This window comes from Pseudomonas sp. FW300-N1A1 (assembly GCF_058789115.1).
On record NZ_JBYTBK010000040.1, the window covers coordinates 27,173 to 43,886 of the forward strand.

Genomic DNA, 16,714 nt, shown 5'->3' on the forward strand with positions numbered 1-16,714 from the left:
CGGAGTCAGGGAAAAGCCGGTACTGATACGCCAGTTTTCTCATAACGGTTGTCGATTTCAAACCCGGCCATTCGACCAGAAGGTAAGTCCCTCAACCCAATGGAGAAACCACCATGCGATTCATGATCATTGTAAAGGCTAGCCAGGACTCCGAAGCCGGCAAGATGCCGAGCCAGGAACTGTTGACTGCGATGGGCAACTACAACGAAGAACTGGTCAAGGCCGGCATCCTGCTCGCCGGCGAGGGCCTGCACCCCAGCAGCAAAGGGGCGCGGGTGCGCTTCTCGGGTGCCCAGCGCCTGGTCACCGATGGCCCGTTCGCCGAAACCAAGGAACTGATCGCCGGCTACTGGCTGTGGCAGGTGAAATCGAAAGAGGAAGCCATCGAGTGGGTCAAGCGCTGCCCCAACCCGATGCCCGGCACCGAGGCCGAAATCGAGATTCGCCAGGTATTCGAAGCCGAGGATTTCGGCGCCGAGTTCACCCCGGAGCTGCGCGAGCAGGAAGAGCGCGTGTGGGCACAGGCGCAGGATCAGGCGAAGAAGTGTTGAGTCACTGGCACCGATGTAGGCGTGAGCGTGCTTGCGATGAACCCGAGAGCGCTGCATTGACGCAAAAAAATGCGCGTCATCGTTAACGTTCATCGCGAGCATGGGACTCTTTTTTTGGAGGCTTGGGGGGTGAACAGCTGTAACGCTGTATCTGGACTGGAAACGCCTTACTTCTTGGCGCCCAGGCCAAACTGCAGGCCGCCCCAATTCCACTCTTTCGATTGCTTCACATAACAGCCCGGCTGGTTGGCGGGTTCGGCGTCACAGGCAATCCTGCCGACGGTGCTGGTGTCCTGGCCTTCGCCGGTACTGCGCGCGTTGTAGTTGGCGCAGCCAGACGTGAGCGTGAGGATAAAGACGAGCGTCAGTGCTTTGATTTTCATAAAGGCATCCATGCGGTTAGATCGTCAGTGTCGAGCGCTGGAGACTGGGCCGTCATCCGTTGAGTGTTTGTCAGGCCGACCTATCAGGCCAGACGCAGCGTCAGCGAACCGAATGTAGCATCTAATGCGGGGACCGCCAGCAGCAAATGCGGCAGGTAATAAGGGGCTTGTGTCGGGATGATGTCCGGGAGAGCCCCCCCTTCCCACGGATCGGGGCGTGCATGCGACAGTGGTTCACGTTATCACCCTCGCGTACACCGGCCTGTCGATATTCCCGCCGGACAAAATGATCCCGACCCTTTTCCCCTCCATCGCTTCACGTTCTTGCATCAGCGCTGCAAGTGCCGCGGCTCCCGCACCCTCAACCAGGTTGTGGGTGTCGGTGTAGTACACGCGCATGGCCTCGGCAATCTCTTCTTCGCTGACTGATACGATCCGTACCGCGCCTGCGGCATAGCATGCAAAGGCTTCGGGGACCGGTTTACGCACTGCCAGGCCGTCGGCAAAGGTATTTGCCGAAGCGGTTTCGCGTAGTTCGCCAGCGTCGAACGATAACTTCGCGGCCTCAGCTTCGGTGGACACTACACCGATCACCTGGGTCTTCAGGCCCAGCGCGTCGCGGGCCGCGATCACCCCGCAAATCCCCGACCCGCAGCCGATGGGGACGTAGACGCTGTCCAGGTTCGGCGCTGCATTGAACAGTTCCAGCGCATAAGTGGCGACACCCTTGACCAATTCACGATGGTAGGGCGGTACCAGATAGAGGCCTTGCGTTTCGGCCAGGCGCGCGGCCTCTTCGCGGGCCTCGTCGAAATCCTGGCCAAACTCGACGACCTCGCCGCCAAAGCCGCGCATGGCGTTGTTCTTTTCTACGGAATTGCCCACCGGCACCACAATCAACGCCCTCAGGCCCTGCGCCCGGGCGGCCAGGGCTAGGCTCTGACCGTGATTGCCGCGGGTTGCAGTAACGATGCCTACCGTGGCTGGGTGCGTGTGCTTGAGCCAGTGCATGAATGTAATGCCGCCGCGCACCTTGAAGGCGCCTGTCGGGGTATGGTTTTCGTGTTTGACCCAAACGGTGCAGCCCAACCGTTCGGCCAGCAAGGGCCACGCGTATTGGGCGGTGGCTGGCATTACTTGATACACCTGGCGGGCAGCGTCTTCGATGTCGTCGCGGGTCACGTTGTGCATGGGCATTCTCCCTGAGGTTTTGCCCAGTCTAGGCAGCGACACAGACCGCAGGCTTTCAGAAAACTGACCTGATCTTTGTGATTGCCCTTCAGTAGTATGGTGTTCATGAACCGCCGAAGCTGCTTACCGCCACCGCCCCTGCACGAACCGGTCCGTCGAGCCGAAGCAGGGCCGTGGGTGATCGAATTGCTGCCCAGCGCCGCCTACGAAAGCCGATACGTAGCGACCCAGGCGGCCATTGGCTTTGCCTTCGACAGCCAGCGAGGCATACACGCCATTGGCAGCGATAGGGTGCGCCCATTCAATGCCATGCCCAACGGCCTGGCGTTCGTACCCGCCGGGTGTGACGTGTTTTCCGAGTCGCCCGAGGGCGGTGAATATCTAAGGGTCATCCGAACCGATGGCACGCCCTTGATGGGGGACTGTGCTTTCAACAACCTCATTGATCGGCAGGCGATCATCATTGCGCAGCGAATGCGCGGAGCGCTGTTGCGGGGCTCGGTGGAAGACGACTGGGAGGCTTGGGCACTCGCATTGGCTGAGCGGGCGAAGGGAGGCGAAGCGATGCCGACGCCGCTCCGGGGCTCCATGACCGCCAAACGCCTGCGCCTGCTTGATGAGTTCGTTGACGCCGGGCTCGACGGGCCACTGAGTGTGCAGGCGATGGCGGGGTTGCTGGGATTGTCCGAGGGATACTTCATGCGCGCGTTCAAGGCCGCAACGGGCAAGAGCCCGCACAGTTACCTGATCGACAGACGCCTGTTCCGGGCCCGGCTCATGTTGCGCGGCTCGATGGACCGTTTGGCGGACATCGCGCAAGCCTGCGGATTCTCTTCCCAAGCGCATATGGCCACTGCCTTCAGGCAGCGATTGGGGGTGAGCCCTGGAGAGATGCGGGGATGATGGACGCCGACAGTCGGTTTACAACTCAATTTTTTGAGAGGTACGCGGGGGGATACACGGGCAGTGTTTATAGGCGTAGCTAAGGAGATGCGGCCAGAAACAAGAAAGCCCGCACAGGGCGGGCTTCTTGAGGTGTTTCGTAGACTGTCTGAGACAGGTCTAGACTACTGTTTGGTGGGCCGGGGTAATCTGAAACAAGTCGGTATCTATTTGTTTTACTGGTTAATAATTTATTGGTCAACTTGCTTGGAATACCAGTTGGAACGCTGCGTGGTCTGGATTCCGATGGACGGTGCTTTTTGAGCTCCGCCCCCAAAAACGAATCGGGATCGAATCTATCAAGCAAATGGTCGCGCTGTTGATTGTTGCCCCTGCGCGTACGATGTCCCCACTCGCAGGTACAGGGGCTCCTAGCAAACGATACAGTCAATGATTGCTGTGTTGGCTAAGCCGACTCTCGAAGTATTGCGCAGTCTCTTTGTCGGTGCAGTACAGGTAGCAACCCTTCATCCCGCGTGTCATCAGGGTTCGGTATGTATTTTTGATGATCAGGTCTGTTTCTTTTTTCGCCAGGGTAGGTTGCTCTTTCATCATTTTTTTCCACCTGCGAATCGATTTATCGTGCTTGTCGCGCTCATCCGGGGATGTCACTACTTTGCCGTCACGTACGACTAGGTCTGGCCCGATGATCACCCCGATGTAGTCGACTTCCAAGCCTTGGCAGGTATGAATGCAGCCAACCTATTCGATGGAGTTCTCAGCGATGATCCATAGGCTGCCATCCTGATCCAGGTTCCATTGGCGTTTGTAGTCACCAATGACGATATCAGCAGCGGTGGGGTCTTTCTTGCTCAACCAAGGCCAACAATAGCCCGCGACCACGCGAGCTTTATTCCCGTGGTTTTTCTCGTTGATTGCCTCATGCATCGCCTGAGGTGAGTCGAACAGCCGAAGCGTCAGTGACCATTGAGTTGCCCATGGCCGGGCAATTAATCACGGTAAAATGGCCAGCCTCGGATCCTGAGGGCTGCGCGCAATTTATTCGGGCTGTCGCTCAATGATCCGCATCGATGCAATCTGGTTGGCCACCGAGCCGATGGATATGCGCGGCGGTACCGAAACCGAATTAGCCCGGGTGATCGCGGTGTTCGGTGCGGCGAAGCAACCTCGGCAACATTAGGTGCTTGGGAGGAGGGCTTGCGTTCTGGTTCGGCGGTTTGCTAGATTATTTCTCGCGCAGGGTAGGCGCATCACACCCGTCTTTGAAAGCTGGAAACGGCACTACCTGTTGGTTCTCTCATGCTCAAGGCCATGTTATTTCGAGGCCCTGTAGCGGCGTAGGCGGGTGGCGTTGCATTACGGGCGGAGAAACCAACATGAGCACCATTTCCAACGTTCGTCCTTCTACCCTCGCGGGTATCAAACGTACGGCCACTCGTATCAATGGCAAGAACCCCGAAATCATATACATGCAAGCCTTAGAGCTCGCTGCAAGACAGTCGGGTTTCGAAAGCTATCAACACGCACGTAAATCGTTGAAGGCTGGGTTCAAAATTCCAGTCCTCCATAGCGTTTATTTCTCTGCCTACTGGCGTGACTCTTCGACCAAGCCCCGAACGGCCGGTCTGGAGACTCTGGAGATTAAGCTCCCGAGGCCGCTGCCGGACTTCCTGGGCAAGCATCAGTGCCATTTCGCTCAAAATCTGCAAGGGTTCTTCGTTGAGTCGTTGGATCATGTGGAAATGAGGAGCACCGCTGAGAGCTTGGAGAGAGCGAGGGAGTTGCTGACTCGTGCAGCTCTGTCTCTTCAATTTATTGAAGCAGCACGGCTCCAGCCGGCAACAACCAAGATCCAGCGCTCGGCCATGGATAAGGCAGAACAGCTGCCTTATGCAGACCACATCTCTCGTTGGGTATGCGCCGACACTGGTGCCTGGCTGATGCTTGATGAGCCCTACGGCCATGTTGACCGGCCTGAATATCAAGCTAGGCGCAACGACTGGTCTATCGAGCATGGCTTGAGACTGGTAAAGCCAAGTTGGGAAGGTTTGTATTACCCGGGCAGCGCAGTCCCACATTTCGTGAGTCGTGATGTTGGCCTCCTCAACCGAGTCGTCGCTACGGCTGAGCGCCTCAGTGCGAACGCGGCTGACAGTTGGGTTTTCCAATCAGCGAATTTCAGCAGCCAGTTTGTGAGTCCTGCACGAGCTGAGTCAGGGAAGAAGCGGAAACCTCGCCCTGGTACCACGTACGGTTTCAGCAAGAATGCGGTCGAATACCGTCGGATGGAAGGATGGAGTTCCACCTGGCGACCCGCGCAGAAAATGAGCATCGCCGGCCACAACGAAATGGGCTGGATACTCAAGCGGCTGTACGCAACAGCCATGCCTTTCACCGCCCGCACGCCGTTGTCGGAGCTCCAAGCTGAGTTGGAAAACTGGATGGACGCCGAGTATCGGGGGGAAAAACATCCTGAATTCGACACAGATGCCTACTATGGCGGGCACAACATCTCTAGCTACCCAAGCCGTGTCGAAACGCTTGAGGCAGTGGATCGTCTGCGATCGATCATGACGGGTACCTACCTGGACTCAAAGCCGCTGAGAGATCACCTCAAAAAGCTGGATTCGGCACGTCTGCATATCGCCAAATCGTAATCTCAACTCAGGGCTTTTGTGGTTTTTTTACTTCGGAGGTGGAAGTGGAAGGTCATAATTTTGAGCGCTTAAGGGCGCACATTCTGGATCTCTCAGTTGCTTCGAATTTCGACCAGGCTAGGCTTGAGTGGAAGCTCGATGCTGTGGAGGTTAGTGAGGAATTTGATCAGTGTCCGTGCGGAAAGGAAATCAAAGAGCACTGCTATATTTTGAATTTCAGGAACGGTAACAAGACTTACGTAGGGAACGTTTGTATTGACCGCTTCTTGGGTATTGATACGGGAAATCTGTTTGATGGGCTTCGGCGAATTAGCCTCGACCCGACTGCAAATGCAAACGCAGATGTGGTCGAATATGCTTGGGAAAAAGGCTATCTATTCAATGAGGAAGAGTACAACTTCTTGAGGCGTACCGTACTTAAGCGGAAGCTATCACCGAAACAAATTGCTTGGAAGAAAAAAGTAAATATTAGGATTTTGAAAGGCACAGTGGTAAGGCGTCGGACAGTCCGAGATTGAAGAAGGCGGACAGGCATCCAATGGACGCAGGTAATAATGCTGAGGTAGCTGAGAATTGCTCGATACCACCATACGGCGTGGTGGCAGACTGCTCCGGTTCTAGAGTCATGTCATGGAATCATGCAGCTTGCTTAGGATGGGGCGCCTTGGCGAAAGAACGTCAAAAATAATATGGTCGGTCTCAGTCGTTGGTAGCGCCATACAGCAGTCTTCGTAGTTTCTGATACTTCTCATGCAAGGGCATGGGAATGTGGGTGAGTGAACACCTGTATGTTTCGCTAGCGGTATTCCTTGTTTAAAAGCTGAAAACCATTCTCGAGGAGTCTCGACTATCTGCAGGGCGGCTCTTAGCGCCGAGTAGTCATAATGGTCGATTTCGGAGTTGAAGGGCACGGATGCCTTTATAACTGGGTTCGATACTAAATCGTATGTGATGAGTTCAAAGTCTTCCACTACATCGTTGCAAAGCTCGCCGGCGTACAGTTTTCCCCTACGATGTCTGCAGCCCTGAAGGACAGACCTAGGAGTGTGACAAATTGAACAGCTCATCTTTTTGATGATTTCACGGCTGCTGAAAAAAAGCTTATATGGATAAAGAAGTTGCCAGCTGTTAACTGCGTTGTTCAGAAAAGATTGACCAAAATCACCATTGACATACTCTCGATTGCTGCGAAGGTTCGCTAAAAGAATTTCGAGTCTTTCAAGCTTGCACCAGGCTTGATAAAACTCTTCGGCCGCTAGCAGACCAAAAATTTCCAAGTATAGGAAGTGGCCTTCAAGTAGAGTGCTGTAGACCCAGGCGTGGTTCTTGACTTTATTGTCGTCAGTCGCCTTTTTAAGATTGCTTAGTAGTGCGAGGTAGTACTCGTGCTGAGAAGATACGCCCCACCAATCGCTGAGCAATTTTTCAACCTCTGGTAATATATTTGCAGAGCTCATTTTTTCTCGAGTTCCTTGACGACCTTAAGGACGGCATTGGCCCTTCCGGATACACGATATTTTCTCTTGTTAGCCCCTTTGCCCTTGATAAGTTCAATGCGGACTTCAATATCCTCAGAGTTGTGTTGACTGATTTTGGAATGAATATAGGCGCCAAAAACTGTAACAAACAATGGTACGCTGACATCGCTTAGGATGTAGGTGCCAATATCAATAATGATGCTGTTTAGCTGGGAGTAATGAACACTGTCAGCGTCGCCGCAAACTTTGATGCTGACGTCTTCAGAAAGGTGATCTCTCAGCAGTGCCATGAAATCAATTGCATCTGCACCTATAATCGCAGCAGGTGCCTCAGGGCTGGCTTCAGGGATCAGAAGGGTGATCGCGCTTGTGTCACCAAGACTGTCAATGTATTTTGATGCAGCACTGTTCTCAGCTACAACTTCTTCAAATATTCTTGCGGTAGAACTCATTGAAATGCTCCCTGTAATTCAATGAGGCGAATGGTACAGTTCCATTCCAGCCATCATGAAAGCGCTTGATGCGGCTTGTTTTTGCTCGCGTTATTATTTTCAGTAATATCGTATTTTCGGCTTTCCCGATCGCCATATTAGTGAGAAAAAATAATGGCGGGGTTTAGTGTCGCTGCGACGAATAGTTGATATTAATAAGTGCTCTATAGGAGGCCGGGCTACGCCCGGCCTCCTATAGAGCGGTAGTTCAGTGTAACCCGATCATCTATATTAGTAGGCCGTCTGTCAATATAAAAGTCAACTAGATGTGGATGGTCTACATGCTCGACATTGCTGAGGGAAGGACGATACGAAGCCTGATCGAGCAAGCGTGATTAGCACGATTAGCACGATTCGTCTCGTAGTGTGCCGATGCGGCAGGCTTTGAATGGTTCGAGGGCGAGCGTGTGGCTGTCAGAGGCTTCGTGATCGATCACGCCGCATGTCATGCAGACTGGGTATGTCGCTGCTACGGACTCGAAGAGGCCGGCTACTGGGGGTGAAAAAGCGGAGGGGCGAGCGGCCTGCTGCTTCCAGCCTAAGCTGAAGCTGATGGAGGCGGTTTCTAGATGCCAGAAACGAAAACCCCGGCTCGAGGCCGGGGCGGGTGTTTCGTGGTCTTTGCAAGGAGTCGTAAGCTTTCGCTCATTGGAGCTCAGTGCCAACCGTTTTTCAATCCTACGAGCGGTTGACACCGATGTCAACCCTCTTTATATAGGCACCTGGCCAGTAGGAAGCCGAGCATGCCGCACACCGTCCAGTATAGACCCCATCTGATTGACCAGCTCATCAGCTCTCACCGAATTACCAGCTACAGCAGGGTGTTTTCGACCAGCAACGATGCTGAGCTCGTGGGGGCCTACCTGTGGAACTCCCACGTTTGCGGTGTTCTGTACCCGTTGCTCAGCGCTGCGGAGGTAACGCTTCGGAACTCAATTGACACCGTTCTGACCGCCGATATCGGGAAGTTCTGGTGGAAGGCCGGTAAGCTCAGATATAAAAGCTTCACCCCGGGCGCTGCGAATCCGCCGGATGCCGTTGCTAAGCTGACCAAAAATTTCGGTTCAGCCTACAACGCTGCCTTCATCGAGCGGAAAAATCGTAAGGTGAGGGGCAGCCCTGATCACCAGGACGTCGTCTCGAAAACGGACTTTTCCACCTGGGAATTCGTTCTGGACAACGAGTACATGGGTGACAAGCTCATCTGGCCGAAGCACCTGGGCCGCGTTTTTAAAGGGCAGTGGCCCACCAACCAGGCCGGCAACATGCTTTCCAGCTGCAAGGATCAAGTCAATCTGGTTAGGAAGTTTCGAAATCGGGTGTCGCACCATGAGCCCGTCTGGAAGCGATTCAATGTCACCGACGAACAGCAAGCCGTAGCTCATCTCCACGAGAAAATCGGCAAGATTACCGAGCTGATTTCGTGGATTTCGCCTGAGAAAATCGATCTGCTTGAGAAAAGCGGCGTGATCAAAACGGCCTACCGGGCCTGCTCAATTGCTGAAATCGAGCGCTTCAAGTATCAGTCCAAGACGAGTACGGTCAACAGCATGGCCAAGCTCATCAAGGTCGCAGAGGCTGCAAGCGCCGGGAACGAGGTGTTGAAAATAGCGGTTTACGGCAAGCGGAAGGGGATTTATACCCTCCAGGCTGACTGACCTGCGGGATTATCAGTCACGCTTCCTTTTAATCAGCCTAGCCTCCTGAGCCAAGTACATGGTCTTGGGCCGTAGAGGGGTACCTTGACCGTGTAGCCCATCCAGCCCTCTTCACTACTCATCAGGCGGCGGCGAGCAGTGTCAAAGGCGCTCAGCCAAGCCATCTGTATGTCGTCGCTGCTACGGACACGACGTGGCCGCCTAAATAGCGAGGCAAGGAACACCATGGAGGTATGGTCGATGCAAGCGATCTGATGCTAGGGTTTGCACACCAACCGACTCCACACTACGCAAGGAACGCTATGCGATCACTTGGAATACGCGCTGAGCCCAAGAAGGCGACGTTCGTCATCTACGACGATGAAGCGAAGCAAATCTTGAACGTCGAGTCCTTGATCATCCCGCAGATACTGAACAAGCCAGAGCAGCTCAAATTCGCCCGACACAGCATCCTCGACATCCTTCGGGAATATCAGGTCGACGTAGCTGGCATCCGGGTCGCAGAAGGCAACTCACAGAACCAGGATGCTGATCGGCTCTACCTGGAAGCCGTGTTCATGGAGTCGTTCGCAAGCAGCAGCATCAGAAAATACTTCGTGGGGCGCAAGACAAGCATCAGCGCTCGGCTTGGCATCACCGCAGCTCAATTCGCCTCGATCGTGAAGTGCGAAGCTGATCTTGATGACGTCGAGGGGTGGCCAGCCGGCAAGGCTCAAGCTGTTCGTGAGGCGATCCTTGTAGCCGTAGGAGCCACCCGATGATCATTCCTTACCAGGCGGCCCAGGTATCGTTCCAGAAGAAGCAACGCATCGGTGAGCATGGCGAAAACTCCGAGGTGTATGTCGCCCATGACGAACACCTGGACGCCGAGCTCGTGATCAAGCAGGTCAAGACCGATGGGTTCAACGAAGAGCGGTATCTGCTCGAGGCTCAGCTGCTTTACAAGAGCGTGCACCCCAACGTCGTGCAGGTGCTGTACGCCTGTAAGGATGCTCAGAACATCTACATTGCCATGCCGTATTACAGCAGAGGATCGCTTCATCAGATCGTAGAAGCGGAAGGGCTAACCTGCAGACAGCTCATCCGTTACTCCATCCAATTCCTAAGCGGCCTCAACAACATCCATTCCAAGGGGCTGCTCCACTTCGATATCAAGCCTGACAACATCCTGATCTCTGATACCGACGAGGCACTGCTGTCAGATTTCGGGTTCGCCAAGAACATGGACGACGATGGCTTTGCCACGCCCGAAGCCACCTACCGTCTCCATCTACCGCCGGAAAGCTCTGCGACCCGAGACTTCAACAACAGCGCAGACATCTATCAGGTCGGGCTGACTTTGTACCGTCTACTGGTGGGTTTGGATTCCCTGCAACGTCAGCGAGATTCCTACCACCTTGGTGCCGAGCTGATCCGTGCGCAACGCACAGAAACCTACCCAAACCTCACGCAACTGCCGCTTCATGTCCCGAAAAAACTCAAGACCATCATCAAGAAGTGCTTGAGATTCGACCCTGACACGCGGTATCAATCAGTAATGGATCTACTGAATGAGTTGTCGTCGATCGATGATTTAGGCCTGGATTGGCGGTTCTCAACGGTTGGGAATACCCAGCGCTGGGAAAGCATTTCGTCGGACGGTACATCGCTTTTGGTAGAGGTGGCCGATAATGGCCAGTGCACCGCCTCGAAAAAAACGGCTGGTGGCACGTATCGCAAGAAGCCGAAGCTCTGCGAGGCCAATGTAACCCCGGAGCGGACTCATGAAATCCTCATGTCATCAGAGTGGTAAGCAGGCAGGCAGGAAGGATGGGGATGGTTATCTGACCAGATCCCAAATTTCCACAGGACGTAGCCAGACAAGCTCTGGTCGCGCTCGCTCGTCTGTACCTCTGGTGAAAGTCGAAGACCTGATGGGCGATTCGAAAATCGTCTATCACGGCCGATAACTCCGCCGGGCCTACGCGATTTTTTCGTGTAGGCCTATCTCTTGAGTCCTCCGTATCCTCGTAAATTTCCCTAGTCGATCGTTCCTAGCTTGAGCTTCTTTTGTGTCGATCGAAGGCCAGCTAGGCTCACTGACCAACGCAAGGGGTGGCCAGTTTGGGGAGCTAATTCCTACTGTTCGTCTGATCGACAGCTGAGGGCCGGATGTCGGCTGCGCTGTAGTTCATGCCATGTGTATGTCGCTGCTACGGGTTCGAAGAGACCGCCTGGCTCTTGACTGGACCTGGCTGACTTGGATGCCGCTGATAAAGCAGAGGGCGGGCAAGTGGTAAATCGCACTGCGATCAAGGCGGCACTGGCGAAGATTGAGGCCAAGCAGCAAGACAACCGTAGTTGCCAAGCCTTGATGAAGTCGATGGGGCTGGAACAATTCGACACGCACGAAAGCGATGCCCGAATGATGCGCACGCCAAAGGGGCGCGTGTTGCCTATAACGTGCAAACAGCCGTGGACGCAGAGCACTGTCTGATTTTGCATTACCAGGTGACGCAAGAGGGTGACGACCGCAAGCAGCTTGAATCCATAGCTAAAGCTGCCAAGGCCGAACTGGGTCAGGACACGCTGACCGTGACGGCCGATATGGGTTACTCAAATGGCCCGCAACTCCAGGCGTCCGAGGAAGCCTCCATTAGCGTGTACGTGCTGCCAAACCGAACCCCGAATCTTGGCGGCGAAACATTATCACAGCCACTGTCTATTGGGTCGATAGCAGTCGGTCTCACTCAGCGATTGAACCCCCATGTTTTTTGTAAACGACGAGCGAGCAGCCGCACGGTCAGCAAATAGTAATACCGCGTCGCATCGCTGCGTCGATTTAGGCGATGCTCAAGAAACCAAACCACGTGCTTTTTCTGCCAAGCCCAAGGCGTCTGTCGCTGCCAGCGCTCCGAGATTTCAGCTTGGATGATTCTCGCCTGCCGCAAATGGCGTTGCCTCGTGACGTGCGATCCGGTCAGCACGCTAGCCAAGAACAATTCCATATCGAATGGCTTACTCATGTGCGTCCTCCAATGTAGGTGGCGACCACATCGATTCGACCGTGCCCCAGCTCATAGCTGATTCGCCTCCGGGCCTCACGATCAAGGCGCTGATCTAACTGGTAGTATTTACCGCCGTTGATAGGCGCGCGGTGTTGGGTGATCTGCTCATAGCGTTCACACGCGAACGCCGCCCGTAGCTCATGAAAGCCTTTGAGGTTGTGGGAATGGAGGATGTCCCGCGCAGGTCGGATGACTTCCTGCAGAACGTTCAGGTAACTTTCGTTTGGCGCGATCAGATTGCGGCTACCCGCCGGCGACACCTGCTCCGCTAATGCAAGCGCATCACGCACATAGTCATCCACCGCAATCCAACGTGGTGCTGAGGCTCCGGCGCGGCCGCCTTTGGTACCGTCCTGGATATTGATCTTTTCGAAGACTTCAGCCTCACGACTTAGCCGTGACAGATCAGCCAAGATAGCCTCACGCAAGCGCATTCCGGTAGCTCGCGCCAACAGAACGATCGCTGCGGCCCGTCTCTGATCACGGCTACAAAGCGCATCGACAATCTGCTCAACCTGTTCGCGGTCTTGGCCCTGCGGCACTGAGTGGCGAATCCCGGTGCGCTGCATACCCAAAGCCTTACTCGGACTATGCAACCTCACGTACTGATCACCGCGAAGCGCCGCCATGGTCCTGTTAACGCTGGATAGCCGGTTTTGTGCGGTGCTGATGGCGAGGTCACCGCGCCCAACCACGTTGCGCAGGTACGCTGCATAGTCGGCCAACACCTTCCGATCGATGTGCCGCGCATCATTGATACCGGGCCCCTCCTCGGAACGACACCACTTCACGAATGCCTGCCAGCGATCACAGTGCGCCTTGACCGTGCCGTAGTGGCCACCGCCGAACATGTCTTTCAGCGCCTGAGGTCCTGCGTAGCTCAACTGCCTGCCGTAGCCGAAATTGCGGCCATCCCGCCTACCTACCAATGCCATGTCGATCACCTCATCGCTCGTTCTCCGATCCTTGCCCCACGTCATCCCGCCAAGAATGCTGAGTGTTGTCAGGGATCAAGGCCCCTGCGACCTGTGGGGAATGTCCACTACGCGGGACTGACGGCTCCTTACGACCAGGAGCAAGGGCATCTCATGATCTGGCCTCCTTAACACCGTTGCCGGTGGGCGGGTGGAGGCAGCACTTGCTGACGAAACCAGCGCCTGTAGATCCTGAGCCGGGTGAAACATCGATGAGATGACCGGGGCATGCCTGACTGTCAGTCAGGTGCAGTCCATTCCGTGGTCTGCGGCACCATCATCTGCATCGCTGCTACTGGTGACATCGGCGTTTGTCACGCCGATTGTCACAAGGGGGATTGCCGCAAAGCCATGTGCGATCAGGGCTGCAGCAGTGGTAGAAGTGCCCGTCTCTTTCCAGAAGAAAGAGACGGGCACAGGTTGGCGCAATATTCGGCCAAGCGGATAGGTTGCTGCAGGGCAGCGAGGTACGGTGTAGCTGGCGCACTAGGGCCATGAGATTAGAGAGCATCCATCACCGGGGAGGTGACCGGGCGAGCTGCCGGATGCGAATCGCCTTTAGGGAGAACCACCGCGGGAGCGGCGTGACCTTGAAGGTTCGGGCCACCTGGGGTGCTGTCAGCGACAGCGCTTGCACGGCCAGTTCTACGCTTGTGGATAAACCCGGTCAAGGGTCGAAATTCAGCGTTACTCTGGACTTGGAGTGGGGTTATCCACCTATGGAATTCCGTGGTAAACCTCGGACAACGTCGTGGCTTTTAGCTTTTCAAAGTGAGGTCCTTCCAAAGAGGGCGGCTTTGCAGCCCTGTTTGGAAGGACCCGCGCTTACAAGCGGATAAACGAGACTGCTTGCCCTGAATTTTGAGCGCTCAGTAGTTGTTGTTGCCGTTATTGCGCCTGTACAGCGCTAGCGGATCGGTACCACATTCTTGTCTCTGACTTGGCTGTATGCTGAGGCGAGCAGGCTACCGGTGGCGGCTTTCTGGATGTACTCACTCCACCAGGCCATCATCGGCCGCCGGCGTTCGATGTAGTCGGCCCGGTTGTAGGCGCTCCGCACCTCATCCTTGTCGACGTGCGCCAGCGCAACCTCGATGAGTTCTGGGTCCCACCCGTGTTCATTCAAGATGGTACTGGCCATCGAGCGCATACCGTGGCTAACCAAGCGGTCCTGGAAGCCCATGCGTTTCAACGCCATGTTGGCGGTCTGGCTATTGGCATGAGTACGTGGATTTCGGTCTGCCGGGAAGACGTATTCTCGATGACCGCTATGGGGTTTGAGTATTTCCAGCAATGCCATTGCTTGATCGCTTAACGGGATGATGTGTGGGCGGCGCTTCTTCATCCGCTCCGGAGGGATGGTCCAGACACGCCTTTCAAAGTCGATGTCTGCCCAGCGAGTCGTCGCCGCCTCGGCGGGGCGAGTCATGGTGTGCAACTGCCACTCGATCAGGCAGCGGGTCGTGCGTTTGATACTGGCGTTTGCGATCTCCAGCATGAGCTGAGGGAGCTCTTCGGGCGGAAGTGCGGCCATGTTTTCTTTCTTGGGTTTCTTGAAAACCGCCCGGATGCCACTCAGTGGGTTAGCGAAGATCAGGCCGGAGTTCACGCCGTACGTCATGATCTCGTTGAGCCGCTGGCTAAGACGCTTGACCGTTTCCAGGCTGCCTTTAGCCTCGATTGGACGAAGCAATTCGATCACCATCGGCGCGGTGATTTTCGCGAGTGGCATCGTCTTCAAATCGGGTAGTACATGCAGAGTGAGTGACCGCCAGATGTCCTCGGCGTAAGCCGGCGTGACCGAGTCTTTCTTGAGCTCGAACCAGGCGGTGGCCACGTTCTCGAAGGTGTGTTCCGTTTCTGCGCGCTTGGCTTCATTCAGCGTATTGCGCTGCACCTTCGGATCGATGCCTTGGGCGAGCAGCTCGCGTGCTTCTACCGCCATCTTTCGGGCGTTCGCCAGCGAGAGCTCTGGGTAGGTACCCAAGCCCATGTTGATTCGGTTCTTGGTCACCGGTTCGCGGTAGTTGAAATTCCATAGCAATGAGCCGTTGCTGCGTACGCGGAGCTGCAAACCGTCGCCGTCTGTGAGGACGTAATCCTTGGACGCGGGTTTGACTCCCTTGAGCTGCCGATCGGAGAGGCGGAGGGCTGGAGCAGGCATGAGATTTTCCTCAGGCACTGATTTGGTATTCCAAAGATTAGCACCGGATGGCCTGGAATACCGTTTGGAATACCCGAATGGGTGGAATTCAAAAAATCTCAGAAGCCCGCAAAAGCGCTGGAGACCGCGTATTTGCTGGGTAGCAGGCACAAAAAAAGACGTCCGTGGACGTCTTTAGATGATGAAGTGGTGGAGCCGGGGGGAATTGAACCCCCGTCCGCCAGTACTCCGCTGTCGGTACTACATGCGTAGCCGTGTCTATTAAGTTAACCCTCAGCGACCCGACGGGCAGGGTGCTTTGGGCGAGTTGTGTAAGTTTTAGCCGATTCGTCCACAACGTACTGCACGGCGATTCTGTTCTATATGACAATCACTTTGGGTTTACAGACATCCCCTGATGATTGCTGGACCCGAAGGTACCAGGAGGGAAGGGCTAAGGCTGCTTACGCAGCGAGAGCGTATTCCCCGTAGGTTTCGTCATTGGCAACTATAGGAAGTTGCAACAGTGGATTTACGAGTTCTGTTACCAACTCGGCATGCACCTAAAGTTTCGCAACCGGCGTCGAATCCAAAGCGGCCCCGAACTCACTGCTCTGTGAATCAATGTGAGCAGCAAGCCTGTGTAGTGTACGCCAACGCAGGCGATAAGGCCAACCCGAAGGTTGGCCTGGCCTTACGTCAGCCCTTGTCGGGGCTGCGGGTCTGGATTTTTGTCAGCACACCTTGAGTGATTCCGATGCATTCCTTGTGGTCACCGGCGGCCTGGGCTGCTTTTGCTTTGTCCAAAGACGCTTTTACGTTGTCCACGGCGTTCTCTGACACCGCGGGATCAGAATCCAGTGCTTGCTGAATGAGTTTGATATTGCTTTCACAAAGATCTTTATCCGCCGCAAACACCGGCGACGCCAACAGTGCCGCGGTGATGAACATTCCAGCAATTGCAGTGTGCTTCATGGGTATCTCCTTGCGCATGAGGGCTCGGTGTGACCGCTCGAGGTGGCGGTTTGCCGAGGGGGTTATAAGCCCGTTCAGTGGACTTAGTTAAATGACTATAGCCGCACGCAGGAAATCGGTAATTTTTTGCAACGCGAATGGGGACTGTGGGAAATGTCGCCAGGGACAATGAAGAAAGGGCCGAGCGGCTAATGCCGATCAGTTAAGCCAAAGACCAGCCGAACATAGAACCCGTGGCGAGGGAGCTTGCTCCCGCTGGGGCG

16 protein-coding genes, 1 other RNA gene and 2 pseudogenes are annotated in these 16,714 nt (G+C 55.2%); 9 read left to right on the plus strand and 10 right to left on the minus strand.

Going from position 1 to position 16,714, the window contains the following annotated elements; all coding sequences use genetic code 11:
• Positions 1-113: 113 nt before the first annotated feature.
• On the plus strand, positions 114-551 hold the full coding sequence (locus AC3WQN_RS21475) for a YciI family protein (RefSeq protein ID WP_095145092.1): 438 nt from the start codon (positions 114-116) through the stop codon (positions 549-551).
• 167 nt (positions 552-718) lie between these two features.
• On the opposite strand, the gene AC3WQN_RS21480 is transcribed toward AC3WQN_RS21475, so the two are convergent.
• Together AC3WQN_RS21480 and AC3WQN_RS21485 are read right to left on the minus strand one after the other, a co-directional pair.
• Complete coding sequence (locus tag AC3WQN_RS21480; protein WP_103401968.1) at positions 719-934, minus strand: hypothetical protein; 216 nt, start codon at positions 932-934, stop codon at positions 719-721.
• A 234-nt stretch (positions 935-1,168) separates the two neighbouring features.
• Positions 1,169-2,125, minus strand: coding sequence for a threonine dehydratase (locus tag AC3WQN_RS21485; protein ID WP_103401967.1), 957 nt, complete (start codon positions 2,123-2,125; stop codon positions 1,169-1,171).
• A gap of 96 nt (positions 2,126-2,221) precedes the next feature.
• Between AC3WQN_RS21485 and AC3WQN_RS21490 the strand changes: the two genes are divergently transcribed.
• On the plus strand, positions 2,222-3,028 hold the full coding sequence (locus tag AC3WQN_RS21490) for a helix-turn-helix transcriptional regulator (protein ID WP_103401966.1): 807 nt from the start codon (positions 2,222-2,224) through the stop codon (positions 3,026-3,028).
• Positions 3,029-3,454: 426 nt separating this feature from the next.
• Here the strand turns inward: AC3WQN_RS21490 and AC3WQN_RS21495 are convergent.
• Positions 3,455-4,018: pseudogene (locus tag AC3WQN_RS21495) on the minus strand (DNA/RNA helicase domain-containing protein).
• A gap of 67 nt (positions 4,019-4,085) precedes the next feature.
• On the opposite strand from AC3WQN_RS21495, the gene AC3WQN_RS21500 reads away from it, so the two are divergent.
• The 3 genes from AC3WQN_RS21500 (at position 4,086) to AC3WQN_RS21510 (ending at position 6,203) form a co-directional block, all read left to right on the plus strand.
• Positions 4,086-4,208 carry a transposase gene (locus tag AC3WQN_RS21500; protein ID WP_146038397.1) on the plus strand — a complete coding sequence of 41 codons (123 nt, stop codon included), beginning with the start codon at positions 4,086-4,088 and terminating at the stop codon, positions 4,206-4,208.
• A 196-nt stretch (positions 4,209-4,404) separates the two neighbouring features.
• Positions 4,405-5,685 carry a DUF5623 domain-containing protein gene (locus AC3WQN_RS21505; protein ID WP_103401965.1) on the plus strand — a complete coding sequence of 427 codons (1,281 nt, stop codon included), beginning with the start codon at positions 4,405-4,407 and terminating at the stop codon, positions 5,683-5,685.
• A gap of 44 nt (positions 5,686-5,729) precedes the next feature.
• Positions 5,730-6,203: a hypothetical protein gene (locus tag AC3WQN_RS21510; protein ID WP_103401964.1), complete on the plus strand. Its 474-nt coding sequence runs from the start codon at positions 5,730-5,732 to the stop codon at positions 6,201-6,203.
• Between the two features lie 105 nt (positions 6,204-6,308).
• On the opposite strand, the gene AC3WQN_RS21515 is transcribed toward AC3WQN_RS21510, so the two are convergent.
• Both AC3WQN_RS21515 and AC3WQN_RS21520 read right to left on the minus strand, forming a co-directional pair.
• Positions 6,309-7,142: a SecC motif-containing protein gene (locus AC3WQN_RS21515; RefSeq protein WP_103401963.1), complete on the minus strand. Its 834-nt coding sequence runs from the start codon at positions 7,140-7,142 to the stop codon at positions 6,309-6,311.
• The gene (locus AC3WQN_RS21520; protein WP_103401962.1) at positions 7,139-7,615 is read right to left on the minus strand and encodes a hypothetical protein; all 477 of its coding nucleotides are present in this window, start codon (positions 7,613-7,615) and stop codon (positions 7,139-7,141) included. Before AC3WQN_RS21520 ends, AC3WQN_RS21515 begins: the two co-directional genes overlap by 4 nt.
• A gap of 782 nt (positions 7,616-8,397) precedes the next feature.
• Between AC3WQN_RS21520 and AC3WQN_RS21525 the strand changes: the two genes are divergently transcribed.
• The 4 genes and pseudogenes from AC3WQN_RS21525 to AC3WQN_RS21540 form a co-directional block, all read left to right on the plus strand.
• A complete protein-coding gene (locus AC3WQN_RS21525; RefSeq protein WP_103401025.1) occupies positions 8,398-9,312 on the plus strand; it encodes an Abi family protein in 915 nt (304 codons plus the stop codon).
• Between the two features lie 233 nt (positions 9,313-9,545).
• Positions 9,546-10,073 (plus strand): hypothetical protein, encoded by a 528-nt coding sequence (locus AC3WQN_RS21530; protein WP_256587317.1) that lies wholly within the window; start codon positions 9,546-9,548, stop codon positions 10,071-10,073.
• Positions 10,070-11,104, plus strand: coding sequence for a serine/threonine-protein kinase (locus AC3WQN_RS21535; RefSeq protein WP_103401026.1), 1,035 nt, complete (start codon positions 10,070-10,072; stop codon positions 11,102-11,104). The genes AC3WQN_RS21530 and AC3WQN_RS21535 overlap by 4 nt, the downstream gene beginning before the upstream one ends.
• Positions 11,105-11,542: 438 nt before the next feature.
• A pseudogene (locus AC3WQN_RS21540) lies at positions 11,543-12,000 on the plus strand (transposase); the annotation flags it as partial.
• Between the two features lie 41 nt (positions 12,001-12,041).
• Here the strand turns inward: AC3WQN_RS21540 and AC3WQN_RS21545 are convergent.
• The 5 genes from AC3WQN_RS21545 to AC3WQN_RS21565 all read right to left on the minus strand — a co-directional run bounded on the left by AC3WQN_RS21545 (position 12,042) and on the right by AC3WQN_RS21565 (position 16,451).
• On the minus strand, positions 12,042-12,317 hold the full coding sequence (locus AC3WQN_RS21545) for a hypothetical protein (RefSeq protein ID WP_103401027.1): 276 nt from the start codon (positions 12,315-12,317) through the stop codon (positions 12,042-12,044).
• Entirely contained in the window at positions 12,314-13,294 is a 981-nt protein-coding gene (locus AC3WQN_RS21550; protein ID WP_103401051.1) for an integrase domain-containing protein, read from the minus strand. Before AC3WQN_RS21550 ends, AC3WQN_RS21545 begins: the two co-directional genes overlap by 4 nt.
• Positions 13,295-14,240: 946 nt before the next feature.
• On the minus strand, positions 14,241-15,497 hold the full coding sequence (locus tag AC3WQN_RS21555) for an integrase domain-containing protein (RefSeq protein WP_103401028.1): 1,257 nt from the start codon (positions 15,495-15,497) through the stop codon (positions 14,241-14,243).
• 187 nt (positions 15,498-15,684) lie between these two features.
• Positions 15,685-16,078, minus strand: a transfer-messenger RNA (tmRNA) gene (ssrA, locus tag AC3WQN_RS21560).
• Positions 16,079-16,175: 97 nt separating this feature from the next.
• Positions 16,176-16,451 carry a PA2433 domain-containing protein gene (locus tag AC3WQN_RS21565; RefSeq protein ID WP_103401029.1) on the minus strand — a complete coding sequence of 92 codons (276 nt, stop codon included), beginning with the start codon at positions 16,449-16,451 and terminating at the stop codon, positions 16,176-16,178.
• Positions 16,452-16,714 lie beyond the last annotated feature (263 nt).

Bases quoted from the DNA above. Each gene is read 5' to 3' on its own strand.
- AC3WQN_RS21485 (WP_103401967.1), bottom strand. From the start codon at position 2,125: ATGCACAACGTGACCCGCGACGACATCGAAGACGCTGCCCGCCAGGTG.
- AC3WQN_RS21500 (WP_146038397.1), top strand. From the start codon at position 4,086: ATGATCCGCATCGATGCAATCTGGTTGGCCACCGAGCCGATGGATATG.
- AC3WQN_RS21515 (WP_103401963.1), bottom strand. From the start codon at position 7,142: ATGAGCTCTGCAAATATATTACCAGAGGTTGAAAAATTGCTCAGCGAT.
- AC3WQN_RS21490 (WP_103401966.1), top strand. From the start codon at position 2,222: ATGGTGTTCATGAACCGCCGAAGCTGCTTACCGCCACCGCCCCTGCAC.
- AC3WQN_RS21555 (WP_103401028.1), bottom strand. From the start codon at position 15,497: ATGCCTGCTCCAGCCCTCCGCCTCTCCGATCGGCAGCTCAAGGGAGTC.
- AC3WQN_RS21535 (WP_103401026.1), top strand. From the start codon at position 10,070: ATGATCATTCCTTACCAGGCGGCCCAGGTATCGTTCCAGAAGAAGCAA.
- AC3WQN_RS21530 (WP_256587317.1), top strand. From the start codon at position 9,546: ATGGTCGATGCAAGCGATCTGATGCTAGGGTTTGCACACCAACCGACT.
- AC3WQN_RS21520 (WP_103401962.1), bottom strand. From the start codon at position 7,615: ATGAGTTCTACCGCAAGAATATTTGAAGAAGTTGTAGCTGAGAACAGT.
- AC3WQN_RS21505 (WP_103401965.1), top strand. From the start codon at position 4,405: ATGAGCACCATTTCCAACGTTCGTCCTTCTACCCTCGCGGGTATCAAA.
- AC3WQN_RS21550 (WP_103401051.1), bottom strand. From the start codon at position 13,294: ATGGCATTGGTAGGTAGGCGGGATGGCCGCAATTTCGGCTACGGCAGG.
- AC3WQN_RS21565 (WP_103401029.1), bottom strand. From the start codon at position 16,451: ATGAAGCACACTGCAATTGCTGGAATGTTCATCACCGCGGCACTGTTG.
- AC3WQN_RS21480 (WP_103401968.1), bottom strand. From the start codon at position 934: ATGAAAATCAAAGCACTGACGCTCGTCTTTATCCTCACGCTCACGTCT.
- AC3WQN_RS21525 (WP_103401025.1), top strand. From the start codon at position 8,398: ATGCCGCACACCGTCCAGTATAGACCCCATCTGATTGACCAGCTCATC.
- AC3WQN_RS21475 (WP_095145092.1), top strand. From the start codon at position 114: ATGCGATTCATGATCATTGTAAAGGCTAGCCAGGACTCCGAAGCCGGC.
- AC3WQN_RS21545 (WP_103401027.1), bottom strand. From the start codon at position 12,317: ATGAGTAAGCCATTCGATATGGAATTGTTCTTGGCTAGCGTGCTGACC.